The sequence below is a fragment of the Geodermatophilus sp. URMC 61 genome, from assembly GCF_052931555.1.
This window is the reverse complement of sequence record NZ_JBRFHZ010000002.1, coordinates 739,958-756,892: the sequence shown is the minus strand read 5'-3', so window position 1 is coordinate 756,892 and position 16,935 is coordinate 739,958. Positions and strand designations below refer to the sequence as shown.

The window sequence follows — 16,935 nt, the reverse complement described above, 5'->3', positions numbered from 1 at the left end:
TCGAGGCGTCCCAGGACAGGCAGGTCCAGGCGGTGACGCGGGACCTGACGGTAGGACTCCACTCGTCCCGTCTCCACGTAGCGGACCCTGCTTGGCGGAGACGTCGGTGACCAGTTGTTCCTTCTACGCGCAGACCGGGTGAACTTCTCGGCCTGCGGGCTCCCCTGGCCCTCCGTGGCGTCCAACTGCACCTACTGCGCCCCTTGGAGGATCCGTAGCCGTCGGCGTCATCGCTGTCCTGGGTGGTGCACCCGGAGCCCCGCCCCGTACTGGACGGTGTCGCCCGGCGAGTGCCAGTACGGGGCGCCGCGGACCGGCACGGCTCTCACCGGATCGCGACACGCTGCGTTCAGTCCCGGCGGGCTGACGGCGCAGGGCGCTCCACCGTGTAGGCGAGTTGCTCGAGCACCGCGGCCGCGGCTTCCGGGTCGTCGCGCACCGTCCGGCGCAGCTCCGGCGTCCCGGGCCCGGACTTCGCGAGCCTGCCGCGGCGGTCACGCAGCGGAACTGGCCACAGGGCCTGGATGGCGGCGTTCAACTGTGCGCCCAAGATGATCGCGAGCGCGATGAAGAAGGTGGCCAGAAGGAACGCGATGGGCGCGGCCAGCGCGCCGTAGGTGTATCCGCTACCGGTCAACCAGTCGAGGTAGAGCCGCAGTCCGGTCGACCCTGTGAGGAAGACCAGTGCGGCGAGCAGCGCCCCGGGGAGTCCGCGGTACCACGGGGGCTTGAGCGGCAGCGCGATCCTGTAGAGGGTCGTGAGTGCGAGCATCAGCACGAGGCCGAGCACCGGGTAGTAGACCGTGTCGAGGGCCGTGCCCGCGCCGCGTTGCCAGGAGTCGGGCAGCAGTGGCAGGACCCGCTCCGGTCCGAGCGCGAGGAGCGGCAGGACGAGGATTCCGGTGACGAGACCGACCAGATACAGGAGCATCGACAGGATCCGTTGCCAGACGAGGTTGCGGACTTCGTACTGGTCGTAGGCGCGGGTGATGGCGTCGACGAACGAGGCCATCGCGGACGAGCCCGACCAGAACGACAGGACGAACCCGACCGAGATCACCTCCGCACGGGCGGTGCTGAGGACGTCGGCGACGGTCGGGACGATGATGTCTTCCAGGGCGTTGCGGCTGAACACCCCGGCGGTGAGGTCGATGATCCACTGTTGCACCGCCGCGATGGTGTCGGGTCCGAACGCGCCGCCGACGTAGCCGAGGATGCCGAAGAGGCCGAGTAGCAGCGGCGGCAGTGAGAGCGTCTGCCAGAACGCCGCGGCCGCCGACTCGGTGAAGATGTCGTCGTTCCAGGCGTTGCCCAACGTGCGCCTGACCAACCGGTGGGCGGCGCTGCGCCGTGACGCGGGCGCTGGCGGTGGCGCTGGAATCGTGGCCTCGGCTCCGGTACGTGTCCCGTCGCTGCGCTCGGCCGGCATCGTCCCAGCATGCGCGCGCGGCCGGCAGTCGTCCCCCCACCGCTCGCCGGTCACGACTGCGGGCAGTGCTCATCCGCCAAACCACCACGATGGCCGCTCGGCGGAACACCTGACTCCGTCGAACCCGGGGCACACCAGAGCCTCCACTGACCCGGGGCGGTTCGGACCGAGGTGCTCCGGCAGCAGGCGGAGGCGGGTGTTGGCCGACACCCGGACGCTGAGATGTACCTGAGCCAGCCCGGGCTCGGGCCGGTTCCGGGCGCTCGGGTGCTCGCCGAGTTCGGCGACGACCGGCACTGCTACGCCGGCCCCAAGGCCCGCAAGAACCACTCCGGCACAGCCCCCAGTCACTCGGGCCCCGGCCACCCGGCGGATCGTCCTGGCCCGCTATGCCCCTAACCGACGGCTCGCCGACGCGCTCAACCACCAGGCCTTCACCGCACTGGGCGTCTCACCCGGAGCCCGGGTTTACTACGACCGACAACGCGCCCGCAGCGCCACCCAACATCGGGCCCTCCGCACCCTGGTCAACCGACTGATCGGCATCCTGGACGGCTGCCTGCGCCACCACAGTCGCTACGACGAGGCCACCGCGTGGCACAGCGGAGTCGACGAAGTCGCCGCTTGACGGGTCAGCACCGTGGGATGTTCGAGTGGGCCGTTCAGGGACACAAGGCGGCCTCGAGGACGCGCTGCTGGGGCCGTCCGAACACCGAGGAGTCGCCCTGTGCGCCTTCTCCCCGAACCTGTTGAGCGCTACGGCAGGTCGACGAGCGCCGCTCAGAGCACTGCCCGCCGCCCGCAGGCCGGACAGCCCTCCACCGCCGTCGCAGGTGTACGGATTGCGCCGACGATGGCGCCGTCCTGACCCCGTTGCCAGGCACCGGGGTTGTCCACAGCGAGCCAGCGCTGTCCTGTGCCGGCCGCTGCCACACCCGCCGCGGCTTCGCCGTCGCGCCACTCGCCTGATCGGATGCCACGGAAGCGATCATGGGGCTGGACTGTGAGGGCAGGGTGTGAACGGAGATCAGGAGCTGCGGGGCCGAGGTCGATGCGTCCTCAGCTGGGCTCGGACCCCCTCGGGGCATCCGGTCCCTCCTGGATCTGCGGCGTCACCGAGTTCCGGTCATCCTGCAGCTCCCGGTAGGGGGCCAGGCTCGCATGACCGAGGTCCCACAGGCACTCGTTGAGGGCCTGGGCGAGGGCGTTGTGCTTGGCGGCGCTCCAGTCAGCGGTGCCGGCGAGGTACCCGTCGAGCGCGGCGCGCGGTCGGCTCCCGCCCAGCGCGGTGTAGTCAGCCCACAGGTCGCGGGCGGGAACGGCGCTCAACCGCCAGGCGATGAGGGTGAGTGGGCAGATGGCAGCGGAGGCGGGCACCGAGGTCCCTTCACGGGGGGAGCGGTCGGTCGGAGCCGTGGCTGGGCTCGACGACGGAAACGAAGCGGGGGCGGCAATGGCGGCCCAGCACCCTGCTGACGCGCTCCGGCGCCCGGGAAAGACGATCTCTGATACCCCGCTGGGGCGTGTCCGAAACGTGACGACGGTCTCCGGGACGTCAGCGACCGAGCGTGCGCTGACGGATGCGCGCCCGGACGCGCGTAGGGTCACGGGCAGCACGTCGGTCCCACGATCACGGCGAGTCGGCACCGTCCCGAGGACCGGCGGACGGCGAGCCTGTAGCAGCGGGGCCTCCCGCTCCCATCCCGACCTCTCTCTCGTGCGCGGTCGGCGACGCCGCTCTTCGGACTGTCGCGAGGTTCGACACCGCAGTCCTCCCTCGAATCGAGAACTGCCGTGTCCACCCCCGATGCCGGCGGCGCCGAGCCGCCGCGCGACCCCCCGCGCTTCCTTCGCCGAGCTGAGCAGGATCATGCTCGGTGAGCAGCCGCTGTCCGCGACGCTGGCCCGGGTGGCCGAGCTGGCGAAGCAGACCATCCCCGGCGCCGCTGAGGTGTCGGTGACCCTCATGGCGGACGGCGAGGTGGAGAGCGTGGCCTTCACCGGGCCGCTGGCCTCCCAGCTCGACGAACGCCAGTACCAGGCCGGGTTCGGCCCGTGCATGGACGCCGCGATCTCCGGCGGCATCATCCCCATCGACGACACCGCCCACAGCGCCGCCTATCCCGACTTCGCCCGCACGGCGCGGCGCCAGGGCATCACGCACACGCTATCGGTGGGCCTGCCCGCGCGGCGCCAGATCATCGGGGGGCTCAACATCTACGGCACCGAGGACGGCGCCTTCGCGAGCAGACGCGGGAGCTGGCGACCACGTTCGCCAGCTACGCCGCGGTCGCCGTCGCCAACGCCGGCCTCTACGCGCGCTGGAGTCCCGCGCGGTCATCGACCAGGCGAAGGGCATCCTCATGGGCCGCCACGGCATCTCCGGCGATGCCGCGTTCGACCTGCTGGCCAAGCAGTCCCAGCTGGCGAACCGCAAGCTGCGTGACATCGCCGCAGATCTCGTCGACGAGGTCCAGCGCGGCCGGGACTGACCTCGGCGCGGGCGCCGCGCCTTCGTCGCCGGCACTGCAGGCGACAGCCATCGGGACCCGAGGGCTCTCGACCTGGGGGCACGCCGCGGGCGCCTCTGGATACACGTTCAGCGGGCGACCGTACCGCCGGGCACTCCCGAAGTGCCGCCAGCAGAACCGGTTCTCCTCACGCAGAGTCGATCACCGGTTGGAGGTCGTCATCCAGCGCGCCGGTCACGACGGCCTCGGCGACGGTGGTCAGCGGTTCACCGGTCCGCCGGGCGTGGGTCCGCATCCGGGTGAACGCCTCGCCCACGCTGATCGCGGCCCGCGCCGACAGCACGCCTTTGGCCTGCTCGATCACGATCCGGCTGTGCAGCGCGGTCTGCAACTGTTCGGCCAGCACGACCTGGTCGCGCAGGGCCCGCTCGTGCAGCAGGCCGATGGTGGCGATGTCGGCCATGCCCTGGGCGACGGCGAGGTGGTCGCCGGTGAGCGCTCGCCGCTCGACGGTGAACAGGTTCAGCGCGCCCACCACCTGCCGCCGCAGGCGCAGCGGCAGGGCGTGGCTGTAGGCGAAGCCGGACTCCAGCGCCGCCTCGGTGAACACCGGCCACCGACTCCGCGAGGCGGTCAGGTCGACGTTGGCGATGACCTGACCGGTGGCGAAGCAGTCCAGGCAGGGGCCCTCCGCCTTCTGCAGCTCGAACAGCTCGAGCAGCCGGGTGGACTCGTCGGTGTAGGCGATCACCCGGAGGTTGCCGCGCTGGTCGTCGAGCATCAGCCCGGCGGCGTCGGTGTCGACCAGTTCGACGCAGCGCTCGGTCAGGGTCTGCAGGAAGTCCACCACGTCGAACTCCTCGACCAGGGTGTCGGCGAGCTCGACGAAGACCGCCGCGAGGCGTTGTTCCCGCACCATCCATGCCCTCCCGCCCCGGTCGACCGGGTCCGATCCTGTGTCCGGCCACCGCGCCGTGCCGTCAACCACTGTCGCTGACCTCCCGGAAGTCCACCGTCCCAGCGAGGACCTTCCGCGCCAGGTCCCCGAGAGGCTGCGGGTCGGCGAAGGCCCGCGCACGGAGCAGGACCAGAGCCTCGGCCAGGCCGACCGCGGCCTGCACGGAGACCACGCCCGTCGCCTGGTGCACCTCGGCCCGGTCGTCGAGGACCGGGACCGGCACCAACACCGGAGACCCGGCTTGGGCGTCCAGCAGAACCAGCGTCGCCGCGTCGGCGAACGACAGGGCCTCGGTGAGCTCGTCGGCGGACAGCGGTCCGGCCCGGTCCCGGTAGAGGTCCAGCACGCCGACCCGGATGGCGCCGACCCGGAGCGGGAACGCGAAGACGGCGCGGACGCCGGCCTCCAGCGCTCCTCCGGCGAAGGCCGGCCAGCGCAGCGGCGCCGTCGCCGCGAGGTCCGGCTGCAGCACCGGACGCCCGGTCCCGGAGGCGTCCACGCACGGGCCCTCGCCCAGGGTGAACTGCAGCTCCTCCAGCTCCCTCGCGGCACCGTCGGTTGCGGCGACGATCCCCGCCGGGCCGTCATCGGTCATCAGCGCCAGACCCACCCCGGTCACCGAGAGGGATCGGACGCAGGCGGCTGCCAGGCTCGCCGGCAGGCCGGTGCCGTCGGGGGACCCCGCCCAGGCCGCGCGGAGGATCTCGGCCACCCGTGTCGACGCCATGCCCACCCCCTCACCTGCCTCGTCGCCGGGCTCTCCGCCGACGGCGGGGCTCTCCGGTCAGCCGGAGGACCTCGGACGGTTGCGCAGGACCACCGTCGTGCCCCCTGGCCCGACGGTGAGCGTCGCCTCTGCCAGGACGCCCATCAGGTACAGGCCGCGGCCGCGGCCGCCCCCCTGGGCAGGGGCACGCCAGCGACCGTGGTCCTGGATCACGATGCGGGCCCCGGCGTCACCGACCTCGATGAGGACGTCGAAGCACGGCGGGGCGGGCAGGCGGGCGTGCTCGACGGCGTTGGTGGCGGCCTCACCGGCGGCCAAGATGAGGTCCTGGAGCTCGCCGTCGGGCAGGCCGGTCAGGTCCAACAGCGGGCGCAGCTCCAACCGCATCGCCCGCACCGAGGTGAGGACCGACGGCCAGCGCCACTGCCGGCGCTGCCACCACGGCGGTCCGGCCGAGGACGTGGACACCGGCGGCCAGGGCCCGACGGGGGTGGCCGGGTAGGCGGGGCGGCCGTCGTAGCCGGCGTGGAGATCCAGCCCGGCATCAACGGGAAGGGATCCGGGTGTCGCGCCGTTCACCCGCCGAGGCCCGTTGCCGGCCGCCGCCGGCGTCCCCGCCTCGGCCGGCGCCAGCGCGAAGCTCGCGACCCTGCCCCCGTCGCCGTCCCCGTTCGGCGGCACCAGGGCGCCGTCGTGCAGGCGTGCGTAGTACCGGTCGAGCTCCTCCACCTGCCGCGGGTCGAGGCGCAAGGCGGACCCGTCCGCGCGAGGAGCGCCGCACACGTCGGCCGCGCTGTAGGGCACGTGGACGCACCCGCTGAGCAACCGTGCCCGCGTGAGCGGGACGACCGCGACCCCGTCGCACAGAGCGCAGGCGACGATCACGTAACCAGGCTCGACCGTCCGCACATCCAGGTGCACGTGCACGATGCGGCCCACGGGGTGACCGGCGCCGTCGACCACCTGCCCCCCGTCGGCCAACACGGCGCGGACCTGCCGTCGGGTGATCACCGTGTCCTCCCGGCGCCGCCGGTCCGCGCGACGCCGTGGGCGTCCAGCCGGTGGGCGCGCAGGGGCCCGGGTGGTGCCTGCCACCGGGTGCCGCGATCTCGTGGCGACGACGGACGGCGGGTCCCGCCGCGAATCGGTGGACCTGACGCAGGGCTCACGACGGTGGAGGCAACGGAGGCGCGCACGGAACTCTCCCCAGAAAACCGGTGAGGTCGCCGGGTCCGGGGCCACCCATGAGCGGCTGCAGCCGCTCCCAGGATGAAGCCTACGCGTCAGGTGACCTCCCGGCACCCGGCGTCACGGTAGGTACGGCAGGGCTGAGCAGCGGGGGCCGGGCACAGCGCATCACCGGGATCGTGCCGGCACTGCACCAACCCCCATCCAGCGTGGCTCGCGCCGTCACATCACAGGGCGTCGGGCGCCGCCACCGCGGCTCGCATGAGGAGGTCATCACACGGAAGACGGCCTCGATGGCCGTGCAGCCCGTCGTGCGGACTCGGGGGTGGTGGAGGCGTAGGCGGTCCCGTGCCCCGGGTCGGTCGCAGGCGCAGCGCAGAAACTCCGCCTCGGCCACCTGGGCCAGAGCGAGCAACCGTCGGTCTCCGGTGAGCTGGGCGCCGGCGACCGCCCATCAACAGCAGCCGCCCATCAGGGTCGGTGAGGACCAGCGCCTTCACCGCGTTAGCCCCCGGCCTTCCCGGAGACGAACCGATGGCGACCGGGTCGATGGGCCGCCGGGCGGCGCACCCGGACCTCGGTGGTATCGAGCAAGCCGACCCGCCCGCTGGCGCCCAAATGGGCGACGAGCGCTATGGAGTTGACCCGCTTCGGTGGACACCCTGAGCTTGGGCTGCAAGCCCGAGGAAGGGGTCCTGATGGGCCGACCGAGCAAGTACTCACCGGAGTTCCGGGAGCAGGCCGTGGAGCTGGTCCGGGCGACCGGCAAGACGGTCGCTGAGGTCGCTCGTGACCTGCAGATGAACGACACGACGCTGGGCAACTGGGTGAGAGCCGACCGCGCCGATCGGGGTGAGCCCGACAGCGGTGGGCTGCTGCCGTTGACCGCCGAGGAACGCGCCGAGCTGACCCGGCTGCGCCGGGAGAACGCCAGGCTCAGGAACGAGCGCGAGATCTTGAAAAAAGCGGCGGCCTTCAACGTGTGAGGAGTCGACGAGGTGACGCGGTTCGCCTTCATCGATCGGGAGAAGGCCCACCACGACGTCGCCGCGCTGTGCCGGCTGCTGAGGGTCAGCCGCTCGGGCTTCTACGCCTGGCTGCGCCGACCGCCCTCGGCCAGAGCGGTCGCCGACGAGGTACTGACCACCCAGATCCGCACCGCCTTCGATGAGAACCGGCAGGTCTACGGCGCGCCGCGGATCCACGCCGAGCTCGCCGAGGCCGGCGTGCGCATGGGCCGCAAACGCGTCGCCCGGCTGATGCGCCAGGCCGAGATCGTCGGCTGTCACCGGCGCAAGCGACCGTTCTCCGCCACCCGGTCCGACCCGAGGGCCGAGGCGGCGCCGGACCGGGTCGACCGCAAGTTCGTCGCGACGGCCCCGAATCAGCTGTGGGTGGCCGATGTCACCTATGTGCCGACCGTGCCGGGCTGGCTCTACCTGGCCTGCGTCACCGACGTGTTCAGCCGGATGGTGATCGGCTGGTCGATGGCCTCTGACCGCAAGACCGACCTGGTCGTTGACGCCGTGGCCATGGCGGCGCACCGCCGCGGCGGCCGGGTGCCCGGCGTGATCCACCACAGCGACCGCGGCGGCGAGGGCGGACTCAATCGGTCGTCGCAACACCCCGTGATCACGGAGGTGTTCGATGGTGCGACGTCAGCAGCAAGCGGATCGGGCTTTGCGGCCCGCGATGCGCTCACCGGGCCGGCCGATGCCGGCCCGGCATGTGGAGCGCGCGTTCTGGCGCTTGATCGCGCAGGGCAAGCGCACCGAGGACGCCGGGCTCGAGGTCGGCGTGTCCACGCCCGTCGCGTCGCGCTGGTTTCGTCACGCTGGCGGCATGCCGCCGCTGAGCCTGGCCGAGCCCACCGGCCGCTACCTGTCGTTTCACGAGCGTGAGAACCTCGCTCTGCTGAACGCGAAGGGTCTCGGAGTCCGGGCGATCGCTCGTAAGCTCAAGCGCGATCCCGGCACGATCTCGCGCGAGCTGCGACGCAACGCCGCGACCCGCAGCGGCCGAATCGAGTACCGGGCGACGGTCGCGCAGTGGAAGGCGCAGACCGCTGCTCGGCGCCCCAAAACGGCGAAGCTGGCGAGCGATCCGCGGCTGCAGGAGTACGTCCAGACCCGGCTCAGTGGGCAGTTGCAGCGGCCCGACGGGACGGTCGCCGCGGGCCCGCCGACGACCTGGAAGGGCTTGAACAAGCCCCATCGTGCCGACCGTCGCTGGGCGACGGCCTGGAGCCCGGAGCAGATCAGCCGACGGCTCGTCATCGACTTCCCCGACGATGCGGACATGCGCATCAGCCACGAGGCGATCTACCAGGCGCTCTACATCGAAGGGCGCGGCGCGCTCAAGCGCGAGCTGGTGGCCTGCCTGCGGACCGGGCGGGCGCTGCGCAAGCCCCGCGAGCGCTCACGCAACAGGCCGCAGGGTCACGTCACCGCCGAGGTCGTGCTCAGCGAGCGGCCGGCCGAGGCCGAGGACCGCGCGGTCCCCGGGCACTGGGAGGGCGACCTGATCATCGGGCTGAACCGGTCGGCGATCGGCACCGTGGTCGAGCGCACCAGCCGCTACACGCTGCTGGTTCACCTGCCGCGTCTGGAGGGCTACGGCACCGTCCCACCGGTCAAGAACGGACCTGCCCTCGGCGGCTACGGCGCCGTCGCGATGAAGGACGCGTTGCAGGCGACGATGGCCACGATGCCCGCCGAGCTGCTGCGCTCACTGACCTGGGACCGCGGCAAGGAGCTCTCCGCGCACGCACAGTTCACGGTCGACACCGGCATCGCCGTCTACTTCGCCGACCCGCACTCGCCCTGGCAGCGCGGCACGAACGAGAACACCAACGGCCTGCTGCGCCAGTACTTCCCCAAGGGCACCGACCTCTCCCGCTGGGACCTCGAGGACCTGCTCGCCGTGCAGGCCGCGGTCAACAGCAGGCCCCGGAAGGTCCTCGACTGGAAGACCCCGGCCGAGGTCCTAGACGAGCAACTACGGTTGCTCCACCAAGCGGGTGTTGTAACGACCGGTTGAGCCCAGGGAGTACAGCTCCCACGCCCTCGAGCGGGAGCTGCGCCGCCACGGTGCGCTGGCCAGCATGGGCAGCGTCGCTGATTGCTTCGACGACGCCCTGGCCGAGAGCGTGTTCGCCACGCTGGAGTGCGAGCTGTTCGACCGGCAGCCCGGCGGCCGGTTCGCCACTCGACGCGAGGCCAAGCTCGCGGTCTTCGACTACCTGGAGACGTTCTACAACCCGCGTCGACGGCATTCGGCTCTCGGCCACCTGGCCCCGGCGGCGTTCGAAGCGCGGCACACTCGCACCACCGCGGCCTGAGCCTCAGACCGCAGCAACGAGGTGTCCACGCAGGCGGGTCAACTCCACGTCGCGACTCCGCGCCACACCTAGGCCTGCTCGGCGCCCCAGCGTGCGAGCGCGACGATCGCCTCGCGTAAGGCAAGCCCGCGATCGGTCAGCGCGTAGGCCCGAGTGTTGTGCCGGAGCGGCAGACGGGTCAGTACGCCGGCCGCTTCGAGCTCGCGCAGGCGGGTCGCGAGCATGTTCGTGGGCACTCCGAGGTCGCGCTGCAGATCGCCGTATCGCTGCGGCCCGTCAAGCAGCCGCTCCACGATGAGCAGGGCCCACCGGGCTCCGACAATCTCGAGGGCCGCGGCGAGGTCGCTCACGCGGTCGGATCGGCGTCCGGCTTCATCCAGAACGGCGAGTAGTGGTAGCCGTCGAGGTCGTCGAACTGGCGCTGGTACATGAAGGGGTAGTCGTCGGTGTCACCGATCCGCCCGCCGGCGGCGCCGGCGCGCTCGGTGAGCTCGTCGACCGCCTCCCGGCTGCCCAGATCGAACGAGACCGTGACCTTGGAGGGCGTGTGGGGTCCGCCGACCAGCTCCTCGACGCCGCCGACGCTCGCGTACATCTCGCGGCTGCCGAGCATGACGTACTGCTCGGGCGCGATCGCGAAGCAGGACACGTTGTGATCGGACATCTCGGCGTTGAGGGTCCAGCCGAGGGCGGTGTAGAAGGCGGTCGCGCGCTCGACGCTCTCGACCGGGCAGGTGATGAAGAGGCTCATGCGGGCGACACTTGCAAAATGCAAGTGCGATGTCAAGTTCGGGCCGCGCGCTCAGGTTGGGTCGTGTTCATAGGGAGCCACCAGGCTCGTCAGCCCGGCAGGTGCGCCCGGAGCCAGCCGATGACGTCGGCGGTGACCTCGTCGCGGATGGTCTCGTTGACCAGTTCGTGCCGGGCGTCGGGGTAGAGAGTGGCCGTGACGTCGGTGAGCCCGGCCGAGCGGTAGCGGTCGGCCAGTGCCATGACATTGCTCCCGCCCGGGCCGCCGACCGGGTCCCGGTCGCCGGAGATCAGCAGGAGCGGCAGGTCCGGTCGGATCTGTGACGGCTCGGCGGTGTGCTCGGCCTGCCCCAGGACGCCGCCGATGATCGCGTCCTCGGTGGGGAACCCGCACAGCGGGTCGGCCACGTAAGCGTCGACCTCTGCGGGGTCGCGGCTGAGCCATTCGAAGCCGGTGCGCGGCTCGAAGCCGGCGTTGAACGCCGCCAGCCCCGGCTGGTCGGCGGGTAGGCCGGCGAGGACGCCGCCGAGGCCGTCGAGGGTCGTCGAGCCGCTGAGCACCACGCCGCCGTAGCGGACCGGCTCGGCCAGGAGTGCGATCTGCATGCCCATCGAGCCGAGCGAGTGGGCGAAGGCGAACAGCGGCACGTCCGGATGCTGCGAGGCCAGCAGGCGCGCGTGCGCGCCGATGTCGGCCACGAAGCCCTCGACCCCGGCCGCGCCGAAGCTGCCCAGCGAGACATCCTCGGACACCGACGCTCCGTGGCCACGGTTGTCGGCGGCCGACACCAGGAACCCGGCCGCGTTCAAGGCCCGGGCGAACCGGTCGTAGCGGGGCCCGTGCTCGGCCAACCCGTGCACCAGCTGGACCACCCCGACGGGGCCGCCCGTGACGTCGTCCCATTCGTACGTGGCGATGGCGAGCCCGTCGGCCGGGGACGGGAAGCTGGCGGTGGTCGGCATGCAGGCATCATCCGAGGGGTGGGCGCTGCTCGCATCCGTCGTGTCACAGATCCTCCGCTCGCGAGAGCGTCGGAGAGCACGGCGTCGCCCGCCTCGTCGGCGGTCTCGCGAGCCACACGTCGACCACTGCGACGGCTGGCTCGTCTCGGCCTACGAGGAGGACTGGGACCTCCGCCTGCCGCAGTAACCGGGGCGTCCTTGAGCGGCCCACTCAGGGACACCTCAGAGCCCGGAAGGCCGCCCACGGGAGTAGCGTCAGCCATGACGCCGGACCGCTCGGCGTCGATGACACGTCACACAGCCGGCGTCTCATGCACGGCCCCCAGATCGAGGGCCGCGGCCGAGGTCACCACCTTCGGTATGAACAGACCGGGGGCCCGCCGTGGCCAGTGACCAGACCTCCTCACCCACTTCCGCCGTGCAGGCGCTCGAGCGCCTCGGGTCGCTGTCCCTGCGCACGGTGTCGATGGAGGAGTTGCTGCAGCTGATCGCCGACTCGACCAAGACGGTGATGCCCGGCAACCCGGAGTCCTCGGTGTCGCTGCTCGTCGAGAGACAGCCGACGACGGTGGCCTCCACCGGGCAGCTGGCCACCGACCTGGACGAGACCCAGTACGACCGCGACCACGGCCCGTGCCTGCACGCCGCCCGCACCGGCGAGCTGACCGAAGTCGCCGACACCCGCACCGACGGGCGCTGGCCGGACTACATGCCACGGGCCGTCGAGCACGGCGCCCTCAGCTCCCTGTCCGTGCCGCTGGCCATCGACGCCGACGACGTCACCGGCGCGCTGAACATCTACGCCCGCCGGCCGAACGCCTTCGACGAGGACAGCCGGACCGCGGCCACACGGTTCGCCCCCTACGCCGCGGTCGCCGCCGGCAACCTGCACACCTACCACGCCGCCCGCAAAGAGATCACCAACCTGCAGGCGGCGCTGGAGACCCGGGGGATCATCGATCAGGCCAAAGGCATCCTGATGGACCGCCACAAGCTCACCGCCAACCAGGCGTTCCAGGTCCTGGCGCAGATGTCGATGAAGACCAACCGCAAGCTGCGGACGGTCGCCGACGACCTGGTGCACACCGGCGAGCTGCCCCCGGGGAACTGGTTCTCCGGGACGCGCTGACGTCGTCCACCACTCACCGAGTCGCCCAGAGCCGGAGGCCTGCGGAGACACGAGCAGCCGCAGCGGATTCCGCGGGGTCCGTTGCGGTCAGGCCCCGCCGCTCCAGAACAGGGGCGGCGGGGCCGCCCTCCTGGTGTCCTTGAAGTCCTGGGTCTCCCCTCCCGGGGAGCGCCGGTCCGGCCTGAAAATGATCTGCGGCCGCCCGTTGACGTCGTGGTGGCTTGGTCCTGCGAGGCCGTCCTGAAGTCGGGCGCCGGGAGCTGTGCTGTGGGCCGATACGTGTGCTTCGAGCACGAGGACTAGATTCGCCGTTCCCCTGCAGCCCCCACGGGTGGCCGCCTCGAAGTCCGTTCGAGGTGTGGAGGCAAGAGCGATGCGGGTCGAGACCGACGAGGCCGAGATCATCGAGCGGGTGGCGGTGCTGGATGTGGGCAAGGCCGAGGTGGTGTGCTGCGCCCGGGTGCCCGGCCCGGGCGGGCGGCGGATGCAGGAGGTCCGCACAGTCAGCACGATGACCCCGCGCTGCTGGCGCTGGGCGACTGGCTGGCCGGCCTCGGGGTGAGCCGGGTGGTCATGGAGGCGACCAGCGACTACTGGCGGGCGCCGTTCTACCTGCTGGAGGACCGCTTCGAGACCTGGCTGGTCAACGCCCACGACGTCAAGCACCTACCCGGGCGGCCCAAGACCGATCGGCTGGATGCGGTGTAGATGTGCAAGGTGGCCGAGCGGCAGATGCTGCGGCCCAGCTTCGTGCCGCCGCCGGCGATCCGGGTCCTGCGCGATCTGACCCGCTACCGCGTCGACCTGCTGGCCGCCCGCACCGCGGAGAAGCAGCGGGTGGAGAAGCTGCTCGAGGACGCGCTGATCAAGCTCTCGGTCGTGGTCAGCGACCCGTTCGGCGCCTCCGGGCGGGCGATCATGGCCGCGCTGATCGCCGGCGAGCGGGACCCCGCGGTACTGGCCGACCTCGCCCGCGGCAGCCTGCGGTCGAAGACCGCCCGGCTGACCGAGGCGCTGACCGGCCGGTTCACCGAGCACCACGGGTTCCTGCTGACCCAGATGCTGCGCCGGGTCGACGGCATCACCGCCGACATCGCCACCGTGCAGGCGCGAATCGACGCCCAGATGGGCGAGCTGGCGCCCGCGGTGGCCCGGCTGGATGCGATTCCCGGGGTCGGGCCGGTCGCCGCGCAGATGATCCTCGCCGAGATCGGCACCGACATGAGCCGCTTTCCGACCCCGGGCCATCTGGCCTCCTGGGCCCGCTTCGCGCCGGGGGTGAGTGAGTCCGCCGGCCGGCCGAAGGGCCACGCCGGCAGCGGACACGGCAACCCTTACCTGGCGCGGATCCTCGGCGAGGCCGCGGTCAGTGCAGGCCGCACCGACACCTTCCTTGGCGAGAGGTATCGGCGGATCGCCCGCCGCCGCGGCAAGAACCGCGCCATCGTCGCGATCGGACGCTCGATCCTCGTCATCGCCTGGGCGCTGCTCTCCGACGAGCAGGCGCAGTTCGTCGACCTCGGCCCGGACTACTACGCCGCCCGCACCAATCCCGAACGCAAGGTCCGCCAGCACGTCCGCGAACTGCAGGCCCTCGGCTACTCGGTGACCCTCAACCCCGCGGCCTGACCAGGAGCTCCGGACATTTTCGGACTAGCCGCCCTTAGAGACAGTCGCTAGGGGATCCCCGTCGGGACGACGGTTCCCGGTGAGTGAGCTTCCGGGCCACACGGGACCACCCACTGACAGACGTCCGCCGTCCGCACTCCCCTGCGCTTCCCACAACCCGCCCGGACCGGCTGCCGCTGGTCGGGGGAAGGGTCGGCCGCAGGCCGATCCCGAAGGGACGCGAAGCGCCCTTCCCGCGACCGAGGCAGCCGGCACGCTGATCGGGTGGGATGCGCATCGCCGACACCGCGGGCGTGCCGACGTGCGAGCCGGATCCCGGTCCGCAGCCACGGGTCAAGGCAGCCAACCCCGCGCCGCGCCGTCACCGGGGAGCTTGCCGCCAGTCCCCATCCAGTCCCCAAAAGGTTCAACAAGACCCATCCGTCTCTAAACGTCGCCAACCATGAAAGACCAGGTCAGAGCCCATATTAATGAAGAGCCACAAGTGCTCAATCACGCGGGGGGAGTTCGCGATGTACTACGACATCTGAGTCTCACCCGCCGCTGACCTGCGGGTTACCGCAGGTCAGCGGACTTGGTCCGCACAGAGTCCGCACGAGCAGCCAGCACCGCACCCACGGCTGCCCGTGCGGACTCGTCGCCGTCGGGCCACAGGTGCCCGTAGGTGTCGAGCGTCGTCTCTGCCGAGCCGTGCGGTGGCGGTGCTCAACGACCTTGACGTCCAGGCCGCTGCCGATCAGCAGGGACGCCAGGTGGTGCCGGAGGTCGTGGAACCGGAACGCCTCGGGTCGCCCCTCGGTCCTCGACCGCGCCGGGCTCACAGCCCGGTCGATCGCCCACGGGGACGTCTGTCGCCCGAGGCCGTCGGCGACGACGTGGTTGCCGCCCCAGCGAGCCACCGCGGCAGACGGTCCCAGCGCCCGATCCGGCGGGATGGGCAGCGGTGTCCGGCTCGTCTCCGCCGGCTCCCCCTCCGGCCCCTGTCTGCGCGAATAGTGATGAGGTCCGAGCGGTTGGCGCCGCCCTCGTCCGGCGACCCGGGATGGCAGTCCACGTTCGACCGCAGCGAGGACGACCTGGGCTGTGAGACCCCCGTGAACGACAGTGCTCCCTCGCCCGGACCGGCCGAGGGAGCACTGTTCCCGGCATCGGCCACCTGTGGCAATGGAGGGGCCTCGCCGTCGGCGGGACGGCGATCCGGCCCGGCGGCAGCAGTCCCCAGGAGCTCGACCGGGCCGGTGAGCTCTCCGTGCCCATCACCGGGCCATCGGTCACCGACTCGCTCGAACCTGTGCGGGACCGGTCCTCGTCACCAGCGTGAGACCGCTGTCCCTACAGGGTCAGGTCACCAGCGGCGCGTCCGGGAAGAACTCGCTGCAGCGGGCCAGTCCGTGGTCAAAGCCGTACTGCGTGGAGACGCCCCGTTCCTCGAGGGTTCCGTGGTCGCGTTCGGGGCCTTCGGCCGAGGCGATCCTCTGCAGGATGCTGGCCATGTCGCTGTAGTCGTCCGGCTCGAGCATGCCTTGCTCGTTCAGGTGCTTGAGGAAGGCACCGCCGATGCAGTCGGCCTGGTTCTCCAGCTGGATCTTCTCCGTAGGGGTATCGACCAGGTTCGATACGCCGGCGACATGCTGCACGTGGTGGCCCCACTCGTGAGCGATGCCGAAGGCAGCCGCCGCATCGCCATTGATGGTGTAGAAGCTCCAGAGTTGGTCTTGGCCGACGTAGATGCTGTCGTCAGGCCCACAGAAGTGAAATGCGGCCGAGTCTGCGATACCCGGATCGCAGCTCATCGGCATCGTGGTCCCGTTCGCGATGTAGTAGTAGGCTGCCGGTGATGGCATGGCCGAGTAGCTCGCCGCCGAGAACCCTTCGACCAGAACAATGATCTCATCGTAGAACGACTGCATGCTTGCGTAGTTGTAGCAGCCCTCGAGGCTGGGGCAAGGCTGTGATGACGACGCGCTCGGCGCCTCTGCCTGCGCCATGCCCGGCGCGAGTCCGACCGCGACCAGGGCGACCGCAAGGACGACCAACCACCTCTTGAGAACTCGCATTGCTCTGCCTCCTCTCCCTGCTGATGACCTGGATCGGCTCGGTCGTGGCTCGGTTCTGCTGCACTGGCTGCGGGTCGCGTACAGCATGCCGCGACACTCGCCCAGCGGAGTAGGAACGCCGTCCGCCAACGTGGTGCGATCGCCGCGATGACGGACGTGTCGAGCATCCGGCAGCCGCCCCTGGCCCCCCGGAAGCCTCGCATGGTGCTGCGGCGTGGTCGCCGCACCACCCGGGTTGGCCTCGAAGGCGAGACCAGCGATGCACGAGCCTGCGTTCTGCCGCGCGCACCGCAA

Annotated in this window: 17 protein-coding genes and 1 pseudogene; 9 read left to right on the top strand and 9 right to left on the bottom strand. The window is 71.3% G+C overall.

Annotated elements, in window-relative coordinates:
- Positions 1-349: 349 nt before the first annotated feature.
- Positions 350-1,429 carry a YihY/virulence factor BrkB family protein gene (locus tag ACU610_RS03570; RefSeq protein ID WP_446766339.1) on the bottom strand — a complete coding sequence of 360 codons (1,080 nt, stop codon included), beginning with the start codon at positions 1,427-1,429 and terminating at the stop codon, positions 350-352.
- A 1,059-nt stretch (positions 1,430-2,488) separates the two neighbouring features.
- The gene (locus ACU610_RS03565; RefSeq protein ID WP_446766338.1) at positions 2,489-2,806 is read right to left on the bottom strand and encodes a hypothetical protein; all 318 of its coding nucleotides are present in this window, start codon (positions 2,804-2,806) and stop codon (positions 2,489-2,491) included.
- A 743-nt stretch (positions 2,807-3,549) separates the two neighbouring features.
- Between ACU610_RS03565 and ACU610_RS03560 the strand changes: the two genes are divergently transcribed.
- Positions 3,550-3,921: an ANTAR domain-containing protein gene (locus ACU610_RS03560; protein ID WP_446770690.1), complete on the top strand. Its 372-nt coding sequence runs from the start codon at positions 3,550-3,552 to the stop codon at positions 3,919-3,921.
- A gap of 166 nt (positions 3,922-4,087) precedes the next feature.
- Here the strand turns inward: ACU610_RS03560 and ACU610_RS03555 are convergent, their stop codons facing one another.
- The 3 genes from ACU610_RS03555 to ACU610_RS03545 form a co-directional block, all read right to left on the bottom strand.
- Positions 4,088-4,819 (bottom strand): GAF and ANTAR domain-containing protein, encoded by a 732-nt coding sequence (locus tag ACU610_RS03555; RefSeq protein ID WP_446766337.1) that lies wholly within the window; start codon positions 4,817-4,819, stop codon positions 4,088-4,090.
- 61 nt (positions 4,820-4,880) lie between these two features.
- Positions 4,881-5,585: a GAF and ANTAR domain-containing protein gene (locus ACU610_RS03550; protein ID WP_446766336.1), complete on the bottom strand. Its 705-nt coding sequence runs from the start codon at positions 5,583-5,585 to the stop codon at positions 4,881-4,883.
- A 57-nt stretch (positions 5,586-5,642) separates the two neighbouring features.
- Positions 5,643-6,596: an ATP-binding protein gene (locus tag ACU610_RS03545; protein WP_446766335.1), complete on the bottom strand. Its 954-nt coding sequence runs from the start codon at positions 6,594-6,596 to the stop codon at positions 5,643-5,645.
- Positions 6,597-7,471: 875 nt separating this feature from the next.
- Between ACU610_RS03545 and ACU610_RS03540 the strand changes: the two genes are divergently transcribed.
- From ACU610_RS03540 to ACU610_RS03525, 4 genes and pseudogenes are all read left to right on the top strand, one after another.
- Complete coding sequence (locus ACU610_RS03540) at positions 7,472-7,759, top strand: transposase (RefSeq protein ID WP_446766334.1); 288 nt, start codon at positions 7,472-7,474, stop codon at positions 7,757-7,759.
- 12 nt (positions 7,760-7,771) lie between these two features.
- Positions 7,772-8,359 (top strand): annotated as a pseudogene (locus ACU610_RS03535) (IS3 family transposase); the annotation flags it as partial.
- Between the two features lie 61 nt (positions 8,360-8,420).
- A complete protein-coding gene (locus ACU610_RS03530; RefSeq protein ID WP_446765689.1) occupies positions 8,421-9,812 on the top strand; it encodes an IS30 family transposase in 1,392 nt (463 codons plus the stop codon).
- Positions 9,813-9,876: 64 nt separating this feature from the next.
- Positions 9,877-10,113: an IS3 family transposase gene (locus ACU610_RS03525; RefSeq protein ID WP_446766333.1), complete on the top strand. Its 237-nt coding sequence runs from the start codon at positions 9,877-9,879 to the stop codon at positions 10,111-10,113.
- Between the two features lie 68 nt (positions 10,114-10,181).
- On the opposite strand, the gene ACU610_RS03520 is transcribed toward ACU610_RS03525, so the two are convergent.
- The 3 genes from ACU610_RS03520 to ACU610_RS03510 form a co-directional block, all read right to left on the bottom strand.
- Positions 10,182-10,463, bottom strand: coding sequence for a winged helix-turn-helix transcriptional regulator (locus ACU610_RS03520; RefSeq protein WP_446766332.1), 282 nt, complete (start codon positions 10,461-10,463; stop codon positions 10,182-10,184).
- On the bottom strand, positions 10,460-10,864 hold the full coding sequence (locus ACU610_RS03515) for a VOC family protein (protein WP_446766331.1): 405 nt from the start codon (positions 10,862-10,864) through the stop codon (positions 10,460-10,462). Before ACU610_RS03515 ends, ACU610_RS03520 begins: the two co-directional genes overlap by 4 nt.
- A gap of 89 nt (positions 10,865-10,953) precedes the next feature.
- A complete protein-coding gene (locus ACU610_RS03510; protein ID WP_446766330.1) occupies positions 10,954-11,826 on the bottom strand; it encodes an alpha/beta fold hydrolase in 873 nt (290 codons plus the stop codon).
- Between the two features lie 382 nt (positions 11,827-12,208).
- Between ACU610_RS03510 and ACU610_RS03505 the strand changes: the two genes are divergently transcribed.
- The 4 genes from ACU610_RS03505 (at position 12,209) to ACU610_RS03490 (ending at position 14,584) form a co-directional block, all read left to right on the top strand.
- Positions 12,209-12,955: an ANTAR domain-containing protein gene (locus tag ACU610_RS03505; protein WP_446766329.1), complete on the top strand. Its 747-nt coding sequence runs from the start codon at positions 12,209-12,211 to the stop codon at positions 12,953-12,955.
- A 373-nt stretch (positions 12,956-13,328) separates the two neighbouring features.
- Positions 13,329-13,517, top strand: coding sequence for a hypothetical protein (locus ACU610_RS03500; RefSeq protein WP_446766328.1), 189 nt, complete (start codon positions 13,329-13,331; stop codon positions 13,515-13,517).
- The gene (locus ACU610_RS03495) at positions 13,514-13,663 is read left to right on the top strand and encodes a hypothetical protein (RefSeq protein ID WP_446766327.1); all 150 of its coding nucleotides are present in this window, start codon (positions 13,514-13,516) and stop codon (positions 13,661-13,663) included. Before ACU610_RS03500 ends, ACU610_RS03495 begins: the two co-directional genes overlap by 4 nt.
- Positions 13,664-14,584, top strand: a complete 921-nt coding sequence (locus tag ACU610_RS03490; RefSeq protein WP_446766326.1) for an IS110 family transposase — start codon at positions 13,664-13,666, stop codon at positions 14,582-14,584. It abuts the gene before it with no gap.
- 1,340 nt (positions 14,585-15,924) lie between these two features.
- Here the strand turns inward: ACU610_RS03490 and ACU610_RS03485 are convergent.
- Entirely contained in the window at positions 15,925-16,641 is a 717-nt protein-coding gene (locus ACU610_RS03485) for a neutral zinc metallopeptidase (RefSeq protein WP_446766325.1), read from the bottom strand.
- Positions 16,642-16,935 lie beyond the last annotated feature (294 nt).

Excerpts from the sequence above, each read along its gene's own strand:
- ACU610_RS03570 (WP_446766339.1), bottom strand. The coding sequence starts at position 1,429 with ATGCCGGCCGAGCGCAGCGACGGGACACGTACCGGAGCCGAGGCCACG.
- ACU610_RS03555 (WP_446766337.1), bottom strand. The coding sequence starts at position 4,819 with ATGGTGCGGGAACAACGCCTCGCGGCGGTCTTCGTCGAGCTCGCCGAC.
- ACU610_RS03550 (WP_446766336.1), bottom strand. The coding sequence starts at position 5,585 with ATGGCGTCGACACGGGTGGCCGAGATCCTCCGCGCGGCCTGGGCGGGG.
- ACU610_RS03540 (WP_446766334.1), top strand. The coding sequence starts at position 7,472 with ATGGGCCGACCGAGCAAGTACTCACCGGAGTTCCGGGAGCAGGCCGTG.
- ACU610_RS03530 (WP_446765689.1), top strand. The coding sequence starts at position 8,421 with ATGGTGCGACGTCAGCAGCAAGCGGATCGGGCTTTGCGGCCCGCGATG.
- ACU610_RS03525 (WP_446766333.1), top strand. The coding sequence starts at position 9,877 with ATGGGCAGCGTCGCTGATTGCTTCGACGACGCCCTGGCCGAGAGCGTG.
- ACU610_RS03515 (WP_446766331.1), bottom strand. The coding sequence starts at position 10,864 with ATGAGCCTCTTCATCACCTGCCCGGTCGAGAGCGTCGAGCGCGCGACC.
- ACU610_RS03510 (WP_446766330.1), bottom strand. The coding sequence starts at position 11,826 with ATGCCGACCACCGCCAGCTTCCCGTCCCCGGCCGACGGGCTCGCCATC.
- ACU610_RS03500 (WP_446766328.1), top strand. The coding sequence starts at position 13,329 with ATGCGGGTCGAGACCGACGAGGCCGAGATCATCGAGCGGGTGGCGGTG.
- ACU610_RS03490 (WP_446766326.1), top strand. The coding sequence starts at position 13,664 with ATGTGCAAGGTGGCCGAGCGGCAGATGCTGCGGCCCAGCTTCGTGCCG.
- ACU610_RS03485 (WP_446766325.1), bottom strand. The coding sequence starts at position 16,641 with ATGCGAGTTCTCAAGAGGTGGTTGGTCGTCCTTGCGGTCGCCCTGGTC.